Here is a 23475-nt window from a genome sequence, read left to right as displayed (position 1 = left end):
TCGGTGAAAAAATACTCAATTACATTTACACTGTTAGTAACAGATCAAATACTTATGACCCAATCACCATACACAAATACATTGATCTTCCAAAAAAGGAGAGTGGAATCGATGGAAAAGTATGAAATCGAAGAACTTAAACAATTATTATGGAAACTTGAAAACGAAATCAGAGAAACAACGGCTTCTCTTCATAACATTAACAAAAGCATTGATCAATACGACAAATATGAATATGTGAAAATTTCTTAAAGACTTGATAATCATCAAGTCTTTTTTTTATCCAAATACATACAAAAAAAGGATATATTATTATATAATTGTTAAATAGTGATGTCAGTGGACATTTGCTCATGTCTTTTTAGTAAAATAAAAGGCGGAAGGGTGAGGTACAAGATCGAGTATGCTAAACTATCTAGAGAATACAAAAATCAAGCAGAATATGTCTGATTTTATTCAACATGCAGTCAGGCAGAATGATTTACAAAAGCTGCTTTTGAAATTTACAGATAGAAAAAAAGAATTTCCTCTTGGTCAATTAGCTTATCAGCATTATGAGGCATTTGACGGACAAGACAAGCAAGCGATTACAAAACTGGCAGCAGGGATTGAACTTCTCATCTTAGCTGCCGATATATTAGATGATATTGAAGATCAGGACAATGATTCGTATCCTTGGATGAACGTCGACCAAGGAGTGGCCATCAATGCTTCTACGTATTTGTATACGGTGAGTATTCAATTCATCACGTCAATATGTGAAAATAATTCTCAACTAGTAGAGAAACTGTTCCATTTCATCAAAATGTCAATGGAAGGTCAGCATGAGGATTTGCGACATTTGCATGGAACAGAAGAAGAGTGTGTAGAGGTTTTAAGGAAAAAATCAGGATCTTTAACAGCTCTTTCTAGCGTACTGGGTGTTTATTTAGCGACAGGAAAAATAAACGCTACTGTGGAATCTTATTCGATATATTATGGTGTTGCTGAACAGATCAGTAACGATTTTTTTGCGTTATTTTCAAAATCAAACGGAGATTTTCAAAAAAAACAAACGCTGGCATTCAGTTATTTACAAAGACGTTTTAACGATGCCAGTCAAGAGCTTCTTTCCTTCTTTTCTAAGCGGCTGGATGAGTCAGAGCAAAAGTCGTTTCAATTGAAGCAGAAGTTACTTGAAGCTGGTTTGACTCAGTACATGGTATCGATGAGAGAGATTATGCTGTTAAAAATGAAGCGAGGAATTGAACAACTTGATTTACCTAAAACGAAGAAGGAACAATTATATGCATTTATGACAAAGGAGGGCAATGATTGAACATTCAAAATGTTATTGCATATTTAGTCAAAAATCCTGGTGTTGTGAATGAATTGGACTTAGGGAATGCAAGTTTAATTCACACAGATGAGCAAACCATGCAAGCAATCATTCAGGGGATTAAAAAAGGGCAAATGTCTGCAGATTATATATGGTACTATAAATGATACTATTCATTTAAAAATGATTTAAAAGTTCTCCAGTTAAGGATGTTTTATACATGAAGATAACTTATACGAAACTATCTGCTTTTTTGGTTTTTCTGTCTTTTTTATTTGTGATCTATGTTTCATATATTTATGTATTTGATATTTTTAATGGAGCACGTGTAGCGGAGAACAAGAACGGTCAAGCAGAAGTTGTCAAAGTTGAATATCTTTCTTTAGCCTACACATCAGGATTAGAAGAAGGAGATATTATACTTAAAATCAATGGGGAACCTGCTAACAACAAAGATCATTTGATCAATGGTGAGCTTAGGAATGTGCAAAGAATTGATATTCAAAGAGGCAACCAAATGATCACCCTAAAAAATAAGACATTGATTGGCCAAGAGAGTTTATTTGTCTATATAATTCCTCTCATCCTGTATTCAATTTGTTTATTTTGTATCTTCTTTATCATTCGAATTAACAAAGAGGCTCAACGAAAATCAGCATTTCTTTTAGTTGTATTTTTATTAACGATTTGTATCGGATATCTTAGTGCAGGTACTTCAGGTATTGGTGAGAGATTTAGCCATTATGTGATCGTATTTTGTTTATCAAGTGTATTTATCTTTTATATTCACTTCATTTATCAATATTTCAAAGAGTTTGACCTGCATATTACGACTCAAAAAACGATTCGCTTTTTATATAGTCTTCCTATAATTAATCTAGTAATAGAGTTATTTGTTCCAATTGATTCGGCGTTAGCCAGATACATGCCAAGTTTAAATCTTTTATTCTTTTTCGCTTCTATTATCATGTCATTCAAAGTGATTATCAATGGAATGCGGAAATATAAAGAGACAGAGCAGGGGTCTGTTTTAAAGTTTTTTGTCATGATAAACATCATAGCATTTTGTCCATTTATCTTTTTGTTTGCAATTCCATATGTTTTGTTTCGTATTTATGTGGTAGATCCCTTTTTCTTAACTTCTTTTGTCTTGCTCATTCCTTTTTCACTCGTGTATCAATTTATGACGAACAAGCTTTACAATATGGATTTTTTGATAAGCAGACTGAAATACTATGGGTTTCTTGCCATTACACCGACCGTTTTTGTTGTTGTCACGTTTTACATTCTGCAAAAGCCAGAAGATTTGAAGTACACACTGAAGCTCGCATTAATCACCTATACACTCATGCTGGCTGTATTCTATTTCAAAGAAATTCTAGATTTCCGCTTCCGTCTGAAGCGTTTTTCAGAAAAGTATAATTACCAAGACAGCGTGTTTAAATTTACACAGCTTATTCGTGAGGCGTCATCACTTCATCAAGTGCTGTATCATTTGAAATACACCATTTTAGAAGTGCTAGTTGTGAATAAAGCCTTTGTGCTTGAGGTGAAGGCTGATGGACAAATTATTGAAATTGATGAGTCAACAAATGATAGTAAGCTATGGAAAGAATACGTGGATCAATTTCAAGATATTTTAGGTGAAGTTGGTAAAATCATCGAGCTTGATAAAGGGTTTATGATGAAAATTGGCGAGCGGGGCGGTCAGTCGTTTATGATTTGCTGCTTATCCAATATACAGACACCGAAATTGACCCGCGATGAAATCTCATGGCTGAAAACATTGGCCTTTTATACAAGTGTCAGTTTAGAAAATGTCGTCAAGATCGAAGAATTGATGGAGCACCTTGACGATTTGAAACAGCGCGAGGCCAATCCTGCATGGTTGAAGAAAATCATGTTTGCTATGGAAGAAAAGCAGCGTTCAGATTTAGCGAGAGATCTTCATGATTCCGTGCTGCAGGACTTGATATCACTAAAAAGGCAGTCGGAGATGTTTTTAACGAATTTCCAAAACAACCAATGCCCGACATCTATTGAAAATTCGCTTATCTCATGGAATGATCAAATGTCCAAAGTGATTCAAACGACGAGAGAAACGTGTCATGAGCTTCGGCCGCAGCTGCTGTATGATTTAGGTTTAGTAAAGGCGATATCGAAGCTGACTTCTCAAATCCAGGAGGAAGCACCGTTTCATATTAGGCTGAATACGACACGCTTTGATAAAGAATTGGACATTGATATTGATTCACAGCTGAATATTTACCGAATTGTTCAGGAGCTGTTATCCAACGCCCTGAAGCACTCAAAAGCCACTCAAGTGTTAGTGATGCTGATTTGTATTAAAGATCAGGTTGTTCTTCACTATGAGGATGATGGAGTCGGTTTTGATGCCAGTCATCTTGATCAGCACACAATGAGCATGGGTCTGTCGGGAATTAGAGAAAGAGTGAAAGCGTTAAATGGAAAGCTTCAAATTCACACAGCCCCGGAAAAAGGGCTCAAGGTGAAAATTGAAATGGAATTGTAACGATTTATTAAGGATTAAGACTTGGCATCAGCCAAGTCTTTTATATAAAATGGAAGTGAGTGATTTAAAGGGAGGAAGACATGAAGAAGATATTGGTCATTGATGATCATCCGGCTGTCATGGAAGGGACAAAAAGCATATTAGAATCAGACCAGCAGCTATCAGTCGATTGTTTAAGTCCTGATGCAGAAGCCGCCTTTTTAAAGACGCATGACTTTTCCATCTATGATGTGATTTTAATGGATTTAAATCTCGGGGATATCAATGGAATGGACATTGCGAAACAAATTTTAGAAACCAATCATCAAGTGAAAATTATCATTTATACAGGGTATGAAGTAGATGATTATTTTGAAGAGGCTATTCGGGCTGGATTACACGGTGCAATTAGCAAAACAGAGACGAAAGACAAAATTATTGAATACATACACCGCACATTGCAAGGGGAAGTTGTCATTCAGCTGTCCTATTTAAAGAAATTAATTTCACAGCAGCAAGAAAAGCCAGAACAGGCGCAGCAGACTGATCACGAGCTCTTAACCGAACGGGAGTGTTTGATCCTTAGAGAAGTGGAAAAAGGATACACGAACCAGGAGATTGCCGATGTGCTTCATTTGAGTAAACGGTCAATTGAGTACAGTTTGACATCCATCTTTAATAAACTGAATGTTGGATCTCGTACAGAAGCGGTGTTAATTGCCAAGTCTGAAAGTGTGCTGTAAACGTGTGAAGGGAGAGGGCCTTAATGGATGTGAGCGGATCAAATACACTGCTTGAGGCACTAGGCATTGAGATTGTAGAGTGCAATAAATCACGATGCGTTGCAACAATGCCAGTCGATCACAGAACAAAACAGCCATTTGGACTGCTGCACGGAGGAGCATCTGCTGCTCTAGCAGAAACAGTGGCGAGCATGGGGGCTGCTGCTCATTTGGACTTAACGCAGCAATTTTGCTCAGGTATTGAAATCAATGCCAATCATTTAAAATCTGTACGCGATGGAGTGGTGACAGCGACAGCTGTTCCAGTACATGTAGGACGGCGTACAATGGTATTTCAAATCGATATAAAAGATGATCGAGACCGGCACATCTGTACGTCAAGATGCACACTTGCTGTCATTGATCGCATATAAAAAAGCTCCCGGTGCAGCGGAAGCTTTTTTTGTATGCTGTTGCGCGATAAAAAAAGAATGGCCCAACATGGCAGGCCATTCTTTTTTGCTTTTTATAAATAAGAATCTTCTTTTCGCTTAATCACAAAGTTACGGAAACCGCCATAATCATCTTGGACACTGCGCTTGTCGAGCTTAACACCAGTATTGTACGCGGCTCTTCCGATCAAGTGCGCGCCGACTGGTGCTGTCAGGAAGATGAATACGATCCCGAGAAGGATTTTTGCAGAAATAACGCCTGCAAGAAACCATTCGTGAAAAAACACACCTACTAAAATCAGAACAACGCCAAGGGTCGATGCTTTTGATGCAGCATGCATACGTGTGTAAACATCCGGCAGGCGAAGGACACCAATGGCTGAAATCAAACAGAGGATAGCGCCTAGCAGGATAAAGAAAATCACGATGGCTTTAGCGATGACGATCATTTTCAATCACTTCCCCTTTCTCAAGGAATTTGGAAAAAGCGACAGTACCGATAAAGGCAAGGATGCCGAGCAGTAAAATAATCTCAAAGAAAGCAGTGGTTTTCAGTAAAATTGAAACGATGGCTGTCATCCCAATTAAATTGATTCCTATCGCATCAAGTGCACTCACGCGATCAGGAATAGAGGGACCTTTGATCACTCGTATCACAAAAAGCAAAGTAGACAGCGCAAGAATGCCAAGTGACATTTGCAAAATGAGTTCCATTACTTACCGCTCACCTCCTGAATCGCTTTTTCAAATGAAACCCGGATATCGTGAATGGCTTTTTCAGCATCTTCAATATCCATTGCATGAATGTATAAAATGGACCGATCATCGGAAATATCAATCACTAGTGTACCTGGTGTCAATGTAATCATATTTGCCAGTATGGTGATTTCCCAATCTGTTTTCAAGTCCGTACGAAAGGCGAAAATACCGGGCTTAATCGTGAGCTTTGGAGATAATACGGTCTTTAATACACTTAAATTGGCAAGAAGCAGCTCGCGAATAAAAATGATGATCAGCTTGAAAATCGCATAAAGGGCATAGCCGTAAAAACGCTGCGGGAAAAATCGGCGCAGCATAAAAATGGCGATCATCCCTAATGCAAAACCTGATACAAAGTCTGCGGCTCTGTATGTATCATTCATAAACATCCATGTAAAGGCGAGGAGTGCGTTTAGTAATATTTGAAAGGCCATGTTCATCTACTCCTTCAGCACAGCTTGAATATATTTTTCTGGTGTAGAGAGCATTTCCGCTGCTTGATTGATATAAGGGGCAATGAACTCTGTCCCTAACCCAATGGCAAGCGATAAGACGACAAGCAGTACGCCAGGGTACACCATTCCTTTAATTGACGGCTTTCTTCTTCGCATATCCTGTTCCTCGCCCCAAAATGCGGACATGAAAATCTTCATAATAGAGTAGAGGACAAGAAGACTGGACAGTAAGACCAGGATAGAAAACGTCATGTGTCCAGCAGAAAATCCACCTTCCACAATTTTTAGTTTTCCAACAAAGCCGCTCAGCGGCGGAATTCCTGCAAGCGATAAAGCCGATATGAAGAACATCCATCCTAATAGAGGCTGGGATTGAATCAGTCCGCCCATTTTTTTCAGTTGATTTGTACCAGCATACACAAAGAGGGCACCTGCCAGCATAAATAAAGCTCCTTTGATCACCATGTCGTGAATGAGATAATAAATGGCACCTTGGAGTGATGCAGGTGTGTTGGCTGCAAATCCAAACAAAATGACCCCAACAGCTGTGACAATGTTATAAATCACGATCTTCTGCACATCAGAATAGGCGATCGAGCCTATCACACCGAATATCACCGTCAGTGCGGCAAGCCACGCCATGAGTGTATGGGTGAAGCCTGTATCGTGTATAAAAATTAATGTAAAGACTCTGGCAATCGCATATAAGCCAACCTTTGTCAGCAAAGCCCCAAATAGAGCTGAAATCGCTGCTGGCGGCGCGTGATACGATCCTGGCAGCCAGAAATAAAGCGGGAAGATCCCAGCTTTTAAGCCGAATACAATGAGGAACAGGATGGAAATAACAGTGATTAGCCCTGTTTGCCCTGATTCAGCTATTTTCACACTTAAATCAGCCATATTGAGCGTACCCGTCACTGCATATAAACAGGCGACTCCGACAATAAATAATGCCGACGAGATGATATTAAACACAATATATTTGAGTGATTCACGAAGCTGAGGCTTTGATCCGCCTAATACAATAAGCATATAAGATGCCATCAGCAGTAATTCAAAGAATACAAACAGGTTGAAAATATCTCCCGTTAAAAAGGCTCCGCTCACGCCAGCTAACAAAAACTGTACGCCAGAATAATAGAAGAGACGCTCTCTTTCTTTCCCAATCGTTTGAAAGGAGAAGAGGACTGTCACAAGCCCGACAACGGAAGCGGTCAGTACAAGGAGTGCAGCAAATTGATCGGCCACAAGGGCAATCCCAAATGGCGCTTTCCAGCCGCCCAAATAAAGGGTTTGTATCCCATTTGTGAAAATCGTTTGAACCAAATATGCATTACATATAATGGCTGAAAGAGATGCCAAAACACTAAAGACTCTTGACAGCATGATGTTTTTATTCATAAAGATCAACAGTGTAGCAGCTAGTAATGGAATTAAAATAGGCAGGATCACGAGATTATTCATGCTGATCATTTCCTCTCATTTGATCCATGTCATCTGTTCGCAGCTCTTGGAAGGCACGGAAGGCCATGACAAGTAATAAGGATGTCACACCAAAAGCAATGACAATGGCTGTTAAAATTAATGCTTGTGGTAATGGATCTACATAGGATGTGAGCCCCTCTTTTAGAACGGGAGGCGCTCCTTTTTTTAAACCGCCCATTGTTAAAAGAAGCAAGTGGACGCCGTGACTCAAAACAGCAGTACCGACGATGACCCGCAGAAGGCTCTTTGACAGCATCAAATAGGTCGCCGCCATAAAAATAATTCCGACGATAATAGACATTAGAAATTCCATTATTCCTTCTCTCCAATCATTTGAATAATGGTCATGGTGACACCGACAACAACCAAATACACACCGATATCAAACAGGACGGCTGTCGCTAGTTCTGTTTTTCCTAAAAACGGTAATTGGAAATAATCAAATGCATGGGATAGAAAAGGTGCACCGAATAGAAAGGATCCCATACCTGTCAGGATCGCAACGAGCAAACCGGCTCCAGTTACATAAATAAAGTCAAATGGCAAAATGCGTCTTACTGTTTTCAGATCATAGGCTAAAAGCAGAAGAACGACAGCCGCAGCACTCATCAGGCCGCCAATGAATCCGCCGCCAGGATTGTTATGTCCTGCAAGAAATAGGTGAAGGGAGAAAAGCAAGATGATGAATGCTGTGATTTTTGTTGTGACTTGCAAAAGCATATCATTCGTATCAATCTTTCTCATCGCCGCACACCTCTCTTCCGTTTTACTTGTGTTTTTAATAACCCATAAATACCAAGTGCCGCAATGGCGAGCACGGTAATTTCAAAAAGGGTATCAAAGCCCCTGAAATCTACAAGAATGACATTGACAATATTGTCACCGCCAGCAAGTTTGTAGCTGTTTTCAATAAAGTAAGTTGAGATGGTGTCAAGTGACTGCTGACTTGTGGAAGCGAAGGCTAGACAAGTGACAACAACCCCAACACCTAAAGAAATGATGAAATTGGTCATTTTGAATCTTCTCGTTTTTTGCTTTAAGCTCAGCTTCGGCAAATGATAGAAGCAAAGCAAAAACAGTGCGACTGAAATCGTTTCAATAATCAACTGCGTCAGCGCAAGGTCAGGTGCTCTGAAAATCACGAAGAATAGTGACAGCGTGTAGCCCATGACACCTAGAGCAATAATAGCTGTTAATCGTGAGCTTGCGAATACTGTGGCAATCGTCGCCGCCACCATCACAAGTGAAAGAATCACCTCATACGTGCCAATTGAGGCAGCCTGATCTGTTTGAAATGAAAAGGCCTGCTGATAAAACATCACGCCGCCAATGACGATAATCATGAACCCAAACACATAGACAAGATAGTCACGAAGAAAACCAGTCATATAACTGTTTGTCAGGCGGTATGAACCTTTTTCCAAACCGATAAGAGAGCGGTCGTATAAAGCGTTAAATGACCATTTTTCCTTAAAGATGTTGTATATTGGACGCCATTTTGAAAGCGTCAAGTAGCCGATTGTGCCGAGTACAACAACACCTATTGTCATATAGAGTTCTGGCTGGAAGCCATGCCATGCTTCAATTTTCACAGAAAACCGGCTTCCTGTTTCAATCGCTTCAGGAATGATCGCCGCAATTGCGGGTTCAATGACAGAATAGGCAAGAATATTAGGGAAAAAGAAGAAGGTGACCACAAGTGCAGCTAGAATGATGGGCGGAATGAGCATGCCGATCGGTGCTTCATGCGGTTTTTTCTCCAATTGGTCTATATTCAGACGGCCTCTAAAAGTTTTAAAGAGGAGCATCATACTATAAATGAACGTAAAGACACTAGCGAGCCAAGCGAGTGCTGGGAAGATGGCACCCCATGTTGAAACGTCCGTAAAGCTGATATCGGAAATCCGTATCATACTTGTGAAAAATAGCTCTTTACTTAAGAAACCGTTAAATGGCGGTAATCCGGCCATTGAAAATGTACCGATTAACGTAATGGTGAAGGTAATCGGCATGATCGTCATTAATCCGCCTAATTTCCGAATGTCACGAGTTCCTGTTTCATGATCGATAATACCAGCTGCCATAAAGAGACTGCCTTTAAACGTAGCATGGTTAATGAGGTGAAAAATAGCTGCAAGAACCGCTGCACCAAAAAAGGCAGGATTGTTTTCATGAATCGCAGCTGCGCCGACACCAAGCATGAGCATAATCATGCCGAGCTGACTCACTGTCGAATAGGCCAGAATGGCTTTCAAATCGTTTTGCCGGACGGCGTGGAATGATCCCCAGAATAATGTGACAAGTCCCACGATGGAAATGGTCCAGAACCATACCTCTGATATAGCAAAGATTGGACTGAAGCGGGCAACAAGATAAATACCGGCTTTCACCATCGTAGCAGAATGCAGATAACTGCTCACAGGGGTCGGTGCTTCCATTGCATCAGGCAGCCAGATATAGAATGGGAACTGCGCTGATTTCGTAAAGGCACCTAGTAAGATTAGGATCATGGCAGGGATAAAGTAAGGTGATGCCATAATGAGCTGAAGCTGATTCACTGCTTCACGAATACTGAATGAATCAGTAATCAGGTAAATGAGGATGAAGCCGCCAAGCATAGCTAATCCGCCAAAAACAGTAATAAGCAGTGATTTCGTTGCTCCATACCTAGAGCGGTCCCGCTTATACCAATACCCAATTAAGAGGAAGGAAGAGATACTCGTTAACTCCCAAAACAAGTATAGAACGACCATGTTGTCAGAAAGAACGACACCCAGCATCGCGGTCATAAACATGAGCAAATACGTGTAGAAAGAGCCAAGCTGTTCTTTTTCCTTTGATAAGTAGAAAATACTGTACAGCACCACTAGTGAGCCGATACCTGTAATTAATAAAGCAAATAACAGGCTGAGACCATCGACATACACAGTGAAATTCATCCCTAAAGATGGAATCCATTCAGCCTGTGAGAAAAGCGTTCGTCCATTCGAAGTGATGTGTAACATTTGGATGAAATAGGTAAATAAAAGAATCGGCAAGATGAGAACAAACCATCCTGTATGTATACGTCTCACATATTTGTAAAGGAAAGGTACAACAAAAGCGAGTAAAAAAGGTGATAGGATGGCGAAGTGAATAAGCTGCAAGAAAATGAACCTCCTTTGATCAATATAAATTCACGTTCTAAAGAACTGGTAATTAAAATTATAGCGTAAATACAGCCATAGTGCATTGGTTTGAAACGATTTCAAGCAAACTGTATTTGTTTTAGGTTCTTTTGACCACAAAATAATTTTATCAAAAATGATACTCATTGTATATTGTTTTGTTTTTCGTACATGCTTTTCTTAAAGGAGCTGATCAAATGAAACGAAAGATCGCCATCAGCTTAAGCCTATTCTGCACGATTTTAGGAGGAGCATTCTTGATCGACCGAAATGATCAAAAAAGGTGGCAGGCCGGGAGTGAATGGCCGCTGTTTTCTGAGCATCTTCTTCACATGAGCTATCAAGAAACCAAGCTGTATCCTTTTCAGCCCAGGGAATATTTACGAATTGTATTAGCTGATGAATAAGATCCTATAGGAGAAAAGAAATATAAAAAAAGCATGGGTCCATGTGAGAGCCCATGCTTTTTATGTGTGAATGTTTAACTAAACATTCTGAGTAAGATCGTTGCACAGATGACTGTTGCTGCTCCGCCAAGTCGTGTAGATACTTGTGCGAAAGGCATAAGACCCATTCTTCCAGAAGCTGAAAGAATGGCAACGTCACCAGTACCGCCAAGTCCGCTGTGACAGCCAGTGACAATAGCTGATTCTACTGGATACATGTTCATTAGTTTTCCAACGAAGTAACCAGAACCAACCATTGCGAGTACAACAGCGATACATACGCATACGAATGGAATGGAGATGACAGTTGCTACATCATCAAGTGGAATGTACAGAATACCAAGACCAACCATTAGCGGCCATGTAAAGCTTCTTGATACAAACTTGTAGAACTGCTGTGAGCCATTTTGAAGATGCTGAGGCATCACGTTTAAGTATTTGATTAAAGCGGCAAGAACAATCATCAAGATTGGACCTGGAATATGAACAAAGCTTTCTAACAAACCACCAAAGATGAAGGTTGTACAAGCAACGAGTACACCAGCACCCATTAACCCGAAATCAACTTTTGCATCCAGATCTGGCTGTTCAAATATTTCGTTTGCTTCTTTTGATTTCACAAGACGGCCATTTCCGTTTAGTTCAGGACGTTTCTCACCAAGCTTCTTCATTGCGCCAGCACAGATAATGGCAATGACGTTCCCAATGACAGCTGCAGGAATTAATTGAGAAATTAATGACTCTGCTGACACATCAAGAATTTGTGAATAAGCGATAGATAATGGCAAAATCCCTTCACCAACACCACCGGCAATAATCGGTACAATAATAAAGAAGAATGAATGATGCGGTGTGTAACCAACTAAAAGGCCAACAAGGATACCAGCACTCACAGCTGCAATTGTACCTGCAACTAGAGGAACAAACATACGAATAAGGCCTTGTACTAAAACAGTTCGCTGCATCCCAAGAATACTACCTACTACAAGAGCAGAAATATAGAAGTAAAGGAAGTTCGACGTTTTCATAAGAGACGTAACCGCTTCCAATGAGTTCGGATTCAGAACATTAAAAAAGACCAGGAACGATGGTACGAATAAAGAAAGAATCGCCGGTCCACCAATATCTTTTAAGATTGGAATACGTTGTCCTACATCTCCAAGGAAAATCCCCAAAATCATAATAACAGCGAAACCACCAAGCATATTTGCTGGAATTTTATTAAAATAAGCGGCAGTTAAAATAATCGCTGCAAGTACTAAATACACAGGTAGATCAATAACACCAATTTTCCAAGACATGATCTTACGGAAAACGCTTTTATTATTGTCAGAATCGTCTGTAATCGATTTCAATTGTTGTGCATTAGCCACATAAACACCCCCAAATGCTATTTGTCTCAATTGTAGAAGATTCAATGACACTCTTCTATTTATTAAACTAAAATAAGTGTAATAAAAGTAAAATAAACAGGGGTTTTTGAGTTTTTTATCATACAAAAATCCCCTGAAGGTAGTTTGTCCTTCAGGGGATTGATCATACATCGTATTTATCGTTTTCCTTTTAGATAAGGCGTACCAAGTGCTTTCGGTGCATCGGCACGTCCGATGAAGCCAGTAAGTGCTAAAATGGTGAGCACATATGGTGCTATGAGCATATACACATTCGGTATATCTTGGAACAGCGGCAGGAGAGAGCCAATGATGCTTAAACTTTGAGCAAATCCAAAGAATAAAGCGGCGCCCATTGCGCCAAATGGATGCCATTTACCGAATACAAGCGCAGCTAGTGCGATGAAGCCTTGTCCAGTAATGGTGGCATGTGAGAAATCAAGCGCGATCGTTGAGGCATAAACAGCTCCGCCAAGACCGCCAAACAGTCCACTAATGAAAACAGCGATATAACGCATCCGATACACTTTGATACCCATTGTATCAGCTGCCATTGGGTGCTCTCCGACTGCACGAAGACGAAGACCAAACGGCATTTTAAATAAAACAAACCAAGCAACAACCGCAAGAGCTAAGGCGAGTATAGACGTATAATAAACATCTTTAAAGAAAATATCACCAATGATCGGAATGTCACTTAAAAGGGGGATATCTCCTTTATAGAAAGGCTCTGTAATTTTATCAGTTTGTGCTTTCCCATAAATCAGTTTGACGACAAACAATGTTGCGCCAAGTGCCAGCATGTTAATCGCCACACCACTGACCGTTTGATCAGCTCGGAAGGTAATGGTCGCCACTGCATGAATCAGTGAGAACAAACCGCCAACGGCCATTCCGACGAGAAGCCCAAGCCACGGGGTCAAGGCTCCAAACGTATCAGCAAAAAATAAGTTAAAGATAATACTGGAAAATGCTCCGACGACCATCAACCCTTCAAGACCGATATTGACAACACCTGATCTTTCTGAAAAGACGCCTCCAAGAGCGGTTAAAATAAGTGGTGCAGCATAAACAAGTGTAGCTGGGACGATGATTTCAAGTATTTGCAGAAATCCCACTTATTTTCCCCCCTTTTTCTTCATTTGTTGAATCACAAGACGGATAATATAGCTTGAGGCGACGAAAAGAATGATGATCGCAATGACAATATCAACAACCTCAGTCGGTACGCCTGATTCAAGCGGCATATTTAATGCACCGACCTTCAATCCACCAAGCAATAATGCAGCAAGGACAACACCAACAGCCGTATTTCCACCTAATAAAGCGACGGCAATTCCATCAAAACCTACGCCTGTGAAGGCATCTTTTATTGAAGCATATTCGAAGGTTCCTAATCCCTCCATTGCCCCTGCTAAACCTGCAAAAGCACCAGAAATTAGCATTGAATATATAATATTTTTTCTCACATTCATTCCTGCATAATGGGAGGCGTGTTGATTCATACCAACAGCTCGCAATTCAAAACCTTTAGAAGTTTTTTGAATAATGATCCACATAATAACGGCAGATATAATGGCTACAATAATGCCGTTATGCATGCTTGAAAAATCCGTTATTTTTTCAAAGAAGTCAGAGTGCAAAGAGGCTGTGGATTTGATATTATCTGTTTTATCTTTATGATCTGTAAGAACATTTGTAATAATAAAATTTGTCACATGAAGGGCAATATAGTTCATCATAATGGTGACAATTACTTCATGAACATAAAAACGAGCTTTTAAAAAACCAGGAATAAAGCCCCATAATGCACCAGCAGCAGCTGCGGTGATGAGTGCAAGCGGCAGATGAATATATAGAGGTGCATGGACAGTTGTTCCAATCCATACAGCAGCTACCCAGCCAACAAGCATTTGACCTTCTACACCGATATTAAACAGGCCTGTCCGAAATGCAAAGGCAACAGCAAGACCTGATAATATATAAGGTGTCACTTGCCTGATGGTTTCTCCCATATAATAAGTTTCACCGAAAACGCCATTCCAAAGGGCGCTATAGCCTTCGATGACACTATAACCGCTTGCCAGCATAATAATGGCCCCAACCAAAAGACCAAGTACAATGGCTATAAGCGGAATCAGCAGATTTGTTAAGCGATTAGACATTTGCTTCTTTCCCCACTTCCTGTTGCGTACTTCCAGCCATTAATAGACCAAGCTCTTGCTCTGTTGTTTCTTTTGGATCAACAATGGCGACAATGCTGCCTTCGAAAATAACAGCGATCTTATCACTGACATTGATAATTTCATCAAGCTCAAAGGAGATGAGCAAAACAGCTTTACCTGTGTCTCTTTGCTCAATTAGACGTTTATGAACAAATTCAATCGCACCAACATCAAGTCCTCGTGTCGGCTGAGCGGCAATTAATAAATCAGGATTGCGGTCAACTTCACGGCCGATAATGGCTTTTTGCTGGTTACCGCCTGACAGAGCGCGCGCTTCTGTATATTCACTCGGTGTTCTGACGTCATATTCCGCAATGATTCGTTTTGCTTTTTGATAAATATTTTTCATATTCAATAAGCCGAATTTTGAATAAGGACGCTGATAATACGTTTGTAAGGAAATGTTTTCTCCAATTGAAAAATCGAGTACAAGTCCATGTTTATGACGATCCTGAGGAATATGTCCAATCCCAGATTCGGTCACTTTACGAGGCGGGAGATTTTGAATGGCTTTCCCGTTTAGCATGATTGTGCCAGATTCTGATTTTTTTAGACCGGTAATGGCTTCAATTAATTCAGACTGGCCATTGCCATCTACCCCAGCAATTCCGACAATTTCGCCAGCCTTCACTGAGAGGTTCAACTGTTTGACCGCTTCAATTCCTCTGGCGTCTTTTACTGTGAGGTCTTGAATTTGAAGAACTTCCTCAGCTGGAGAAGCAGCTTTTTTATCTGTTTTAAATGACACTTCACGGCCAACCATGAGGCTTGCAAGTTCGTCTTTATTGGTGCTTGCCACATCAAGTGTACGAATGCCTTGGCCTTTTCGGATAATGGTCACGCGATGACAGGCATCCATAATTTCTTTCAGCTTATGGGTGATTAAAATAATGGATTTGCCTTCATTGATTAAGTTTTTCATAATTTGTATGAGTTCTTTGATTTCTTGAGGTGTTAAAACGGCCGTTGGTTCGTCGAAGATCAAAATGTCAGCGCCGCGGTAAAGTGTTTTTAAGATTTCTGCACGCTGCTGCATGCCGACAGAGATGTCAGATACTTTTGCGGCAGGATCTATTTTCAAACCATAGCGGTCAGAAAGCTCTTGTACTTGCTGTATGGCTTGTTCTTTGTCAATCTTTCCAAACTTCTTGGGCTCTTTACCTAAAATGATGTTTTCAGCGACAGTGAAGGTATCGACCAGCATAAAGTGCTGATGCACCATTCCGATGCCTAAATCACTAGCATCATTTGGACTAGAGATGGTCACAGGTTTTCCGTGTACCTTGATTTCACCTTTTTCAGGCTGGTACAGTCCGAAAAGCACGTTCATGAGCGTTGATTTTCCAGCGCCGTTTTCACCAAGCAGCGCATGAATTTCGCCCTTTTTTAGCTGCAGCGTAATGTTGTCGTTTGCTACAATGCCAGGGAATTCTTTGCGTATATTCAACATTTCAATGACATAATCCACAGGTTTAACCGCTCCTTTTTTAGGGTGCTGATGAAGATAAAAACTAGCAAAAGAAAAGCTGCAAAACGAGGCTGCAGCTTTTCTTTTACCACCTTTTACAAATAAAGAGGAGGTAAAGGAGAGGCAAGGGGATAAGGTGCGCTTATCCCGCTGCTCAAATTAAGCTTTAAAATCTTTTAGTTCATCACGTGTTGCAGGGATTTTCACTTCTCCCTTGATGATTTTTTGTTTCCATTCTTCAATTTTCTTTAATACATCTTTATTAAGGTTGTCCTGAGATGGAGAGATGTCAACGCCGCCTTCTTTCAGACCGTATGTGATCACTTCACCGCCAGGGAATTTACCTTCTTTTGCTTTCGTTGTTAAGTCTTGTACTGCTGTGTCAACTTTCTTAATCATAGAGGTAAGGGTGACACTTTGTTTTGTTCCAGATACTTTTCCTTCGTCATACTGATCTTTATCAACACCGATGACCCAGACATTTCGATTTGGATCTGCCTTTTTTAAATTAGTTGCTTCTGTGAAGACGCCATTTCCAGTGCCCCCAGCAGCATGATAGATGATGTCGACGCCGGATTTGTACATACTTTCAGCTGTTGCTTTTCCGATGTCAGCCTTATCGAATGCTCCAGCATATTTGACTTCAACTTTTGCTTTCGGATTAGTTGCTTCAACGCCTGCGCGGAAACCAACTTCGAATTTTCTGACTAATTCAGAATCAACTCCGCCAACAAAACCAATTTTGTTCGATTTTGTTGTAAGAGCAGCCGCAACACCCACAAGGAATGATCCTTCGTTTTCGTTAAACATAATGCTTGCTACATTGTCTTTTTTCACGACTGCATCAACGATAGCAAAGTGGTTTTTGTTACGTTGATCGGCTATTTTTGAAATGGCGCTCTCCATTTTATAACCGATACCATAAATGAGGTTAAATTTTTGCCTAACAAGTGTATTTAAATTTGTTGGATAATCCGCATCGGTTTTGGACAGTAGATAATCAAAGCCGTTTTTACCTTTTTTTAGATTGTTGTCTTTCCCAAATGCTTGTAAACCTTCCCAAGCTGATTGGTTAAACGATTTGTCATCGACACCACCGACATCAGTTACCATTGCAACAGTGAATTGATCTTTATCTTTTTTGCTTTCACCGCTGTTTGAGCCAGAGTTGCCGCATGCTCCAAGGATGGTTCCTGCTGCTACGACTAAGGACAATGCTAGTCCAATTTTCCGCTTCTTCAAAACATAACCCCCTATAAAATTTAAAAGTTTCAGAAAAGTCTCGCGAAAAAAGACCGTTCTATCTCTTCTCACCCTTCTGAAGAGGGTATTTTATCCTGCTTTCTCATGAAACTTATGGAGGGCAGGAGAGAAGATGTAAGACATCAGACTTATATCTCGTTGAACTAATCAATCATAATTTATCATTTCCGATCGAATAAATAAATAGAAATTTGTTTTATTTTTAAAAAAATGTTAAATGGCTTTATTTGATGTCTTTTTATCTGCTGAAATATGATATAATGCCGCTTTTGTGATGTGCTCCGCTACAGCAGAACTACTGATATCAAGGGGTTTGTTACATCGTATGCCATAAAAAAACATCTGGCCTTTGTGAAAGGTCAGATGTAGTATTTTAAAGATATTGCTGAATCAAATTCATATTGCTCGTGTTCAGTTTATATTGGAAAACAGGACGTCCAATTGTCCCATATGCCATTTCAACATCCACCACTTCGATATCCTCAAGGAACTTCAAGTATTTTCTAATGGAGACTTGAGAGATTTCTGTATGATTGGCTAGGTCTTCAGTTGTGAAAGCCTGCTGGCCAAATGATTGAATGCTTGTCCAGATGAGTTTAAGTGTGCTTTTGGTCAGTCCTTTTGGCAAGAGGACTTTTTCCGCCTCTGCTTTTTTATGAAAAAGCTTCGCATCTAAATCATTTTGCGAAATGCTGTTCATGGATTGATACAAGGCGTGTTTCCGTTTGTACTCTGCCAGTGCTGATTGGAATCGTTCGAACTCAAAAGGCTTAATTAAATAATCAACTGCTCCGTTTCGCATCGTTTGCTGTACAACATCGACTTCATTTGCAGCCGAAATGACAATGACATCAACGGCATGATTTTGCTGGCGAATTTCTGTTAGTAATGCCAGTCCATTTTGACCAGGCATATAAATATCGAGCAGGACGAGGTGTATGACTTCTGTTTTTAACACTTCAAGTGCCTGCTGAAAGGAGGTGGCAATCCCCTTTAACTCAAAGCCGTCGATTTGGGTCAGGTAGCGTTTGTTCAGCTCCCCAACCATTGGATCATCTTCTACTATTAACACATTAATCATGTGAATCCTCCTTTTGTTTATATGGAATGCGGAGACTAAAGGTCGTTCCTTCTCCTTTTTCACTCGTGACAATCATATGTCCGTTCAATTTCTTGATGCTTTGGTCAACGAAGTAGAGTCCGAACCCTCGGTCTTCTCCTTTAGTTGAAAAGCCTTGATCAAACATGATGTCTTGTTCTTCTTTCGTGAGACCAACACCTGTGTCCGTGATTTCAATGTGAAGCTGCTCATGGACGTATCTGAAGGAGATCGAGATGTTTTTCGTGTCAGTATGTGAAACAGCATCGAGTGCGTTATTTAACAAGTTGCCAATCACGGTAATGAGATCATGCGTCACTGCCGGGTCCTCCGTATTTGGCACTTGTGTGCTGCAAATAACTTCCAAGGCAGCGCCTTGTTCCCTGATATAGCTTTGTTTTCCTAGTAAAAATCCTGCTAAAACAGAGTTTTTCACATGGTTGATGATTTCATTTGTTTCCGTTTGCTGATAGATCGCAATATCTTTGATATAGGTGCCAAGATCATCGTAGTTTTTGAGCTGAACCAATCCTAAAATGACATGCAGCTTGTTCATAAATTCATGTGACTGGGCACGGAGCGCATTCGCATACATTTTGACCCCGCTAAGCTGTTCAGCCAGATGTTTCACTTCTGTTTTGTCACGGAAGGTGGCGATGGCTCCGACAATTTCACCTTTTACCGTAATTGGTACTTCATTAAAGACGAGCTCCAGTCCATTCATTCTCACGTCACGATCAAGCAGCGGCTTGCGTGTTTCAATGACCTGTTTTAAGCCGCTTGAAGGGAGGAGAGTTTGAACATCTTGTTCTCTAGGATCAACCATAATGCCCATATTATGAAAGAGCCGTTTTGCCTCTGCATTGGCCAGTTTGATTTTACCGTGCTGATCGACGGCAAGAATCCCTTCTTTTGTTGATTCTAGCATGGCACTTCGTTCTTTTAACAATGTGGCGATCTCATCCGGCTCAAGTCCAAACATAATCTTCTTCACTTTTCTTGCCACAATGAGTGCTCCAATGATGCCAGATAGAAGGCTGAGTGATGTGACGAAGTAGAGTGGAAGTAAGCTTTGATGAATAATCAAGTCAATTTCCTTTAACGTAATCCCGACGGCCACAGCCCCAAGCTGCTTTCCATTTTGATCATAAACAGGAACAAAAGCACGCATGGATCTGCCGAGTGTTCCAGAAGCCGTACTAATATGTTCTTTTCCCTGTAATGCTGCTTTTTCATCACCGCCGGCAAACCGCTTTCCAATCTTCTGCGGATTCGGGTGTGTTTTGCGGATACCGTTCATATCCATGACGACAACGAATTCGGTTTTGGTGATTTGCTGAACACTTGTTGTATATTTTCGTAATGCGGAATATGAATGATTTTCTAATGATTGTGCGGTGATCGGTGCCTCTGCGACCATTTTGGCAGTAGAGAGAGCAATGTCACGTTCCTGCTGATGGATGTTCTTGGCTGTTTCCGACCATATCGTAAAGAATGTGATACAAAGGGAGATCAGGACAACGATACACACAAAGATCGTCAGCCGTGTTTGCAGTCTTAAAGTTTTTTTCACGAGTATACCCCTAACGCACGATTTTTTTCGTAACAGTAATACTTTAACGGGAAAATGTAAGTTTGTGAAGGAATGTACGTGCAAAATCATAAATTTGATTTTGCTGTCAGTTTACTTTGAAAGCATCTTGTCAATCCGTTTTAAGTGAGCCATAATAAATGTGAGCTTATGAGAAAGGATCTATTTATGAAAAATACATATTTGACTGGATATTTTCCGCTGATTTCAATTTTACTATTCAGCTCTGCTTTTTCGATTTTCACAGTAGGTATCACAACTGATTTCTTGACTCAAGCAGGTATTTTAAAAGGAATGCTGGAATTTTTCTCAGAACAGGGCATCCGTCTTGCTCTCTTTGCCGCTTTTGCACTTGTTTATTTTATGATCTTATCTGCCTTAAAACTGATTGCAGATACGGTATTAGAGCTGGCGTTGCTCTTTTTCGCTAAGGACCCTGAAGGGGAGAACTTAAAGAAAATTCGGATTGCATCCGTTGTTTATTTATTTGCCAGCTTGCTTGCATTTCTGTTGACGCAGCAGCTCATTCTGCTTGTTGGACTTTTTGCATTAGCAAGTCTTGTCTATTTTATCTGGATTGTGGTTCGCATTTATCAATCGCTTTCTATGCTGAATTTGATTGGATTTATGATGTTTATTCTGCTGTTTTGGGCGACGTTTTTGATCGGTATTTTGTACTTATTTATTAAGCTTTATAACAGTGTGATGGCAAGTCTGCCTTCATAAGCAGACAAAGAAAGCATCCTCCAATGATGGAGGATGCTTTTTTTATGAAAGAAACCGCTTTTGAATATCGGGTGTAGGCATCATACAAGATGTTTTTTGACCAAACCATTTATAGCGATTTTTTGCCATCAGCTGATAAAACCAATCACGGATTGGGCGAGGTATGGCAAGGAGTAAAAAGCTCCATCTGTAGATTCCTTTTAAATGCCGCGCGGCTTTTAAGATGCCTGTCGATTTCGTATAAAGGGTCCCTTTTTCGATATAAATGAATGAATTGAACTCATCTAAAGGCAAACCGTTTTCCTTTAAAATACGCTGCCCTGTATCTGATTGTAATGAAGCGAACATCATCCGTTCATTCGGATCACGCTTAATCACAAACTGAACAGCGCCGCTGCACACGTTGCAGACACCGTCAAATAAAATTAAATGGGGTGGATGTGTTGAATGCATCGCAATCAAACCTCCTGTTTATCTGGCGTATTGCATCGTATTTTTCCAAATACGTAAGTGCGGGCTTGAATTGTAAATCGATTCGACCGTTCCTCTATCTCTTCCGACCCAGACACCCATTGTGTACTGATCTGTCAGTCCCACAAACCAAATATCTTTGTAGTCATTGGATGTCCCTGTTTTACCACCGATGTAAGGGGCATTGAAATTCGCTTTTTTCCCTGTCCCACTTTTCACAACGGAGGTAAGCAGCTTACGCATCGTTTCATTTGTACGCTGAGAATATACTTGCTTTGGCGACTCTTTCCACTTGTAAAGGGTCTTACCGTTTAAGTCTGTCACTTTTGTGATCGAATGACTTTGTGTGTAGGCTCCTTGGTTGCCAAAGACGGTATATGCATCTGTTATTTCTAGCGGGGAGAAGCCTTTCGTAAATCCGCCAAGTGCAGAAGGAAGGCGGTAATCATCCGCTACAATATGCTCAAATGAGAACTTCTCTAAATAGCTGAAGCCTTTTTTCACACCTACTGTATCCAGCATTCGGATCGCAGGGGTATTGTAAGAATGTTTAAAGGCTGTTTCAAGTGTGACTGTTCCATACGTTTTATGATTATAGTTCTGCGGACAGTATCCGCTGCTGCAAAACTTGCCGGCACTGATGGTGCTTGAAGCCGTTGCGCCGGTTTGATCAATATAAGGTGCATAGTCTAAAAGCGGTTTAATTGCAGAACCAGGCTGTCTTTGCGCTTGATAAGCGTAGTTAAAATCAAATTTCTTATAGTTTTTCCCGCCAGCAAGTGCAACAATTTGATGCGTTTCATGATTAATGACGGCTGATCCGCCTTCCACACCTTGGTAAGGCAATTGAGTATTGAGCTGATAGACGGCTCTTTGCTGTAAGGAAGGATCAAGTGCCGTATAAATTTTCACACCATCCTGGAGCAGGGCACTGACCTTTTCGGATAATTCTTTTTGAATCGCCTTTTTCGCTTCAGCTGTTTTGGCTTTCTTCAATCGTTTTGTAAAGCCCTCCTGATCAGACACAAGATCGGTAAACTCTTCATTGGCATATGTCACATAGTCAGGGTATAGGTTTTTCTTTTCACTTAAAGAAAGGCTGATTTTTTCTTTGACGGCTTTTTTGTATTGCTTTTTGGTGATGACGCCATCTTTCTTCAAAATACCAAGCAGTCGTTCTTGGCGTTTCTTTGTGTGCTTGAACTGCTTTAATGGGTCATACAGTGTTGGGTTGTTTGGAATAGCAGAGATAAATGCCATTTGTGCAAGTGTTAAAGAACTAAGCGGCTTATCAAAATAGTAATTAGCCGCAGAACCGACACCGTAAACACCATTACTGAAATAAATCGTATTTAAATAGCTTTCGAGAATTTCATCCTTCGAGAATTTCCGCTCAAGTTCATAGGAATAGAGCAGCTCCGTAAACTTTCGGCTGAACGAACGTTCATGGCTTAAATATAAGTTGCGGGACAGCTGCTGTGTGATCGTACTCGCTCCTTGGCTGATGCCATGGTTTTTGACGTTTGCAGCAAGGGCACGAACAACCCCCATAAAGTCAATTCCCTTATGGTCATAAAAGTTGCGGTCCTCTGAACGAAGGAACAGCTCCTTCACAGGTTCAGGGATTTTATCGTATTTCACGAACACCCGGTTCTCATCGTTTGAGACGATCTCGGAGATAAGAGAACCATCCCGGTCATACATATAACTGTTTTGGGAAAAATCTATCTTTTCCAGCTTGATTTTTTGATCAAGCACTTCGTTAACAGGCTTTACACTTGCAGCTTCTTCCTTTGATAGATAAAAAGTCAGAACAAATAGTGGGATGAGGGCAGCAAGTAATAACCAACCAATGATTGCACGAAACATGAGGTCACTCACTTTCTTCAATTTTCTAGCCATATCGTACCATTGTTTTGCGAATA

The 23475-nt window shown here is 40.5% G+C and carries 24 protein-coding genes; 8 read left to right on the top strand and 16 right to left on the bottom strand.

Annotated elements, in window-relative coordinates:
* The first annotated feature begins 111 nt into the window (after positions 1-111).
* From degQ to MHB41_RS14560, 6 genes are all read left to right on the top strand, one after another.
* Positions 112-252: a degradation enzyme regulation protein DegQ gene (degQ, locus tag MHB41_RS14585; RefSeq protein WP_003213123.1), complete on the top strand. Its 141-nt coding sequence runs from the start codon at positions 112-114 to the stop codon at positions 250-252.
* A 151-nt stretch (positions 253-403) separates the two neighbouring features.
* On the top strand, positions 404-1318 hold the full coding sequence (locus MHB41_RS14580; protein ID WP_034282569.1) for a polyprenyl synthetase family protein: 915 nt from the start codon (positions 404-406) through the stop codon (positions 1316-1318).
* A complete protein-coding gene (comX, locus tag MHB41_RS14575) occupies positions 1315-1485 on the top strand; it encodes a competence pheromone ComX (protein WP_073207246.1) in 171 nt (56 codons plus the stop codon). Before MHB41_RS14580 ends, comX begins: the two co-directional genes overlap by 4 nt.
* A gap of 53 nt (positions 1486-1538) precedes the next feature.
* Positions 1539-3851 (top strand): ATP-binding protein, encoded by a 2313-nt coding sequence (locus tag MHB41_RS14570; protein WP_061110018.1) that lies wholly within the window; start codon positions 1539-1541, stop codon positions 3849-3851.
* 80 nt (positions 3852-3931) lie between these two features.
* On the top strand, positions 3932-4573 hold the full coding sequence (locus MHB41_RS14565; RefSeq protein ID WP_034282566.1) for a response regulator transcription factor: 642 nt from the start codon (positions 3932-3934) through the stop codon (positions 4571-4573).
* A 23-nt stretch (positions 4574-4596) separates the two neighbouring features.
* Positions 4597-4986, top strand: a complete 390-nt coding sequence (locus MHB41_RS14560; protein ID WP_061110017.1) for a hotdog fold thioesterase — start codon at positions 4597-4599, stop codon at positions 4984-4986.
* Between the two features lie 92 nt (positions 4987-5078).
* Here MHB41_RS14560 and mnhG read toward each other — a convergent pair whose 3' ends face one another.
* From mnhG to MHB41_RS14525, 7 genes are read right to left on the bottom strand one after another with little or no spacing between them, the layout of a single operon-like run.
* Positions 5079-5453, bottom strand: a complete 375-nt coding sequence (gene mnhG / locus MHB41_RS14555) for a monovalent cation/H(+) antiporter subunit G (RefSeq protein ID WP_024423320.1) — start codon at positions 5451-5453, stop codon at positions 5079-5081.
* The gene (locus tag MHB41_RS14550) at positions 5437-5718 is read right to left on the bottom strand and encodes a Na(+)/H(+) antiporter subunit F1 (RefSeq protein ID WP_024425942.1); all 282 of its coding nucleotides are present in this window, start codon (positions 5716-5718) and stop codon (positions 5437-5439) included. Before MHB41_RS14550 ends, mnhG begins: the two co-directional genes overlap by 17 nt.
* Positions 5718-6197: a Na+/H+ antiporter subunit E gene (locus tag MHB41_RS14545; RefSeq protein WP_024425941.1), complete on the bottom strand. Its 480-nt coding sequence runs from the start codon at positions 6195-6197 to the stop codon at positions 5718-5720. Before MHB41_RS14545 ends, MHB41_RS14550 begins: the two co-directional genes overlap by 1 nt.
* Before the next feature lie 6 nt (positions 6198-6203).
* A complete protein-coding gene (locus MHB41_RS14540) occupies positions 6204-7682 on the bottom strand; it encodes a Na+/H+ antiporter subunit D (protein WP_024425940.1) in 1479 nt (492 codons plus the stop codon).
* Positions 7675-8016 (bottom strand): Na(+)/H(+) antiporter subunit C, encoded by a 342-nt coding sequence (locus MHB41_RS14535; protein ID WP_024423316.1) that lies wholly within the window; start codon positions 8014-8016, stop codon positions 7675-7677. Before MHB41_RS14535 ends, MHB41_RS14540 begins: the two co-directional genes overlap by 8 nt.
* Positions 8016-8447 carry a Na(+)/H(+) antiporter subunit B gene (locus MHB41_RS14530; RefSeq protein ID WP_024423315.1) on the bottom strand — a complete coding sequence of 144 codons (432 nt, stop codon included), beginning with the start codon at positions 8445-8447 and terminating at the stop codon, positions 8016-8018. The genes MHB41_RS14535 and MHB41_RS14530 overlap by 1 nt, the downstream gene beginning before the upstream one ends.
* On the bottom strand, positions 8444-10849 hold the full coding sequence (locus tag MHB41_RS14525) for a Na+/H+ antiporter subunit A (protein WP_034282561.1): 2406 nt from the start codon (positions 10847-10849) through the stop codon (positions 8444-8446). Before MHB41_RS14525 ends, MHB41_RS14530 begins: the two co-directional genes overlap by 4 nt.
* A gap of 218 nt (positions 10850-11067) precedes the next feature.
* Between MHB41_RS14525 and MHB41_RS14520 the strand changes: the two genes are divergently transcribed.
* Positions 11068-11277 carry a hypothetical protein gene (locus MHB41_RS14520; RefSeq protein ID WP_024423313.1) on the top strand — a complete coding sequence of 70 codons (210 nt, stop codon included), beginning with the start codon at positions 11068-11070 and terminating at the stop codon, positions 11275-11277.
* A gap of 74 nt (positions 11278-11351) precedes the next feature.
* On the opposite strand, the gene MHB41_RS14515 is transcribed toward MHB41_RS14520, so the two are convergent.
* The 7 genes from MHB41_RS14515 to malK form a co-directional block, all read right to left on the bottom strand.
* On the bottom strand, positions 11352-12689 hold the full coding sequence (locus MHB41_RS14515) for a 2-hydroxycarboxylate transporter family protein (RefSeq protein ID WP_046313348.1): 1338 nt from the start codon (positions 12687-12689) through the stop codon (positions 11352-11354).
* Between the two features lie 176 nt (positions 12690-12865).
* Positions 12866-13825 carry an ABC transporter permease gene (locus MHB41_RS14510; RefSeq protein WP_024423311.1) on the bottom strand — a complete coding sequence of 320 codons (960 nt, stop codon included), beginning with the start codon at positions 13823-13825 and terminating at the stop codon, positions 12866-12868.
* A complete protein-coding gene (locus tag MHB41_RS14505; RefSeq protein WP_061110016.1) occupies positions 13826-14872 on the bottom strand; it encodes an ABC transporter permease in 1047 nt (348 codons plus the stop codon).
* A complete protein-coding gene (locus MHB41_RS14500) occupies positions 14865-16400 on the bottom strand; it encodes an ABC transporter ATP-binding protein (protein WP_046313354.1) in 1536 nt (511 codons plus the stop codon). The genes MHB41_RS14505 and MHB41_RS14500 overlap by 8 nt, the downstream gene beginning before the upstream one ends.
* 159 nt (positions 16401-16559) lie before the next feature.
* Positions 16560-17642 (bottom strand): BMP family protein, encoded by a 1083-nt coding sequence (locus tag MHB41_RS14495; protein WP_061110015.1) that lies wholly within the window; start codon positions 17640-17642, stop codon positions 16560-16562.
* 394 nt (positions 17643-18036) lie between these two features.
* Positions 18037-18744 carry a response regulator gene (locus MHB41_RS14490; RefSeq protein ID WP_024423307.1) on the bottom strand — a complete coding sequence of 236 codons (708 nt, stop codon included), beginning with the start codon at positions 18742-18744 and terminating at the stop codon, positions 18037-18039.
* Positions 18737-20335 carry a malate sensor histidine kinase MalK gene (gene malK, locus MHB41_RS14485; RefSeq protein WP_024425933.1) on the bottom strand — a complete coding sequence of 533 codons (1599 nt, stop codon included), beginning with the start codon at positions 20333-20335 and terminating at the stop codon, positions 18737-18739. The genes MHB41_RS14490 and malK overlap by 8 nt, the downstream gene beginning before the upstream one ends.
* A 186-nt stretch (positions 20336-20521) precedes the next feature.
* On the opposite strand from malK, the gene MHB41_RS14480 reads away from it, so the two are divergent.
* Complete coding sequence (locus MHB41_RS14480) at positions 20522-21079, top strand: YufK family protein (RefSeq protein WP_061110014.1); 558 nt, start codon at positions 20522-20524, stop codon at positions 21077-21079.
* A gap of 42 nt (positions 21080-21121) precedes the next feature.
* On the opposite strand, the gene MHB41_RS14475 is transcribed toward MHB41_RS14480, so the two are convergent.
* Together MHB41_RS14475 and MHB41_RS14470 are read right to left on the bottom strand one after the other, a co-directional pair.
* Positions 21122-21532, bottom strand: a complete 411-nt coding sequence (locus tag MHB41_RS14475; RefSeq protein ID WP_024425932.1) for a thiol-disulfide oxidoreductase DCC family protein — start codon at positions 21530-21532, stop codon at positions 21122-21124.
* Between the two features lie 18 nt (positions 21533-21550).
* A complete protein-coding gene (locus MHB41_RS14470) occupies positions 21551-23452 on the bottom strand; it encodes a transglycosylase domain-containing protein (RefSeq protein WP_061110013.1) in 1902 nt (633 codons plus the stop codon).
* Positions 23453-23475: the final 23 nt, after the last annotated feature.

This window comes from Bacillus sp. FSL H7-0578 (genome assembly GCF_038630855.1).
Classification (GTDB): domain Bacteria; phylum Bacillota; class Bacilli; order Bacillales; family Bacillaceae; genus Bacillus; species Bacillus safensis.
This window is presented reverse-complemented; position numbering and strand designations above follow the sequence as displayed.